The following is an 851-nucleotide window of genomic DNA, read 5'->3' as shown; positions in this document are numbered from 1 at the left end:
GCCAGTTTGCCCGACAGGTAAATCGCCGTCGGGCCGTCCGCGCCGCCGATAATGCCGATGGCCGCCGCCTGCGGCAGGGTGAAGGAAATCAGGCCGAAGTAATTCAGCGTCAGCGCCCCCAGCACCGTGGCGAAGATACCGAACTGCGCCGCCGCCCCCAGCAGCAGGGTGCGCGGGTTGGCCAGCAGCGGGCCGAAGTCGGTCATCGCCCCCACGCCCATAAAGATGACCAGCGGCGCGACGCCGGAGCCAATCGCCACTTTATAGAACAGCGCCAGCACCCCCGGCGTATAGCCCATGTCCACCGCCAGGTTCTCCATCTGGCCCTGCACCGACGGCAGCGCCAGCGCTAATGCTTCCTTAATGGCGTGCACGTCCGGCGCGCAGTTCAGCTTCGCGGCAATCACCGCCAGCTGCCCGGCGTCGTGATGTGCCAGCAGGCTTTCCAGCGCGGTCAGCGCCATGCCCGCTTCCGGGATGTTGGAGAGCAGGCCGCCGAAGCCAATCGGCAGCAGCAGCAGCGGCTCGAACTTCTTCGCAATCGCCAGCCACAGCAGCAGCAGGCTGACCAGCAGCATGATGGCCTGGCCTGCGCCAAGGTGCATCAGCCCCATGCCCTGAAGCAGGGCGTTCAGACTTTCCATTTCAGTTCTCCGTTACGCCAGCGTCATCAGGGTGTCGCCGACGGAAACCGCGTCCCCGGACTTCACCGCGATACCGCGTACCGTCCCGGCCTGCGCGGCGCGGATTTCGGTCTCCATCTTCATGGCTTCCAGAATCAGCAGCACGTCGCCTTCGGCCACCGTCTGGCCCTCGGTGGCAATCACCTTCCAGATGTTGCCCGCCAGCGG

2 protein-coding genes are annotated in these 851 nt (G+C 65.8%); both read right to left on the bottom strand.

The features are described from left to right. A partial coding sequence (locus tag NAZ64_RS22350; protein ID WP_139370689.1) for a sodium ion-translocating decarboxylase subunit beta occupies positions 1-644 on the bottom strand: 644 nt, incomplete at its 3' end. A gap of 12 nt (positions 645-656) precedes the next feature. Further along, positions 657-851: biotin/lipoyl-containing protein (locus NAZ64_RS22345; RefSeq protein WP_023971824.1), on the bottom strand; the 195-nt coding region annotated here is incomplete at its 5' end.

This window comes from Salmonella sp. A1325 (assembly GCF_056991255.1).
Note: the sequence above shows the minus strand (reverse complement) of the source record. Positions and strands in the feature narration are given on the sequence as shown.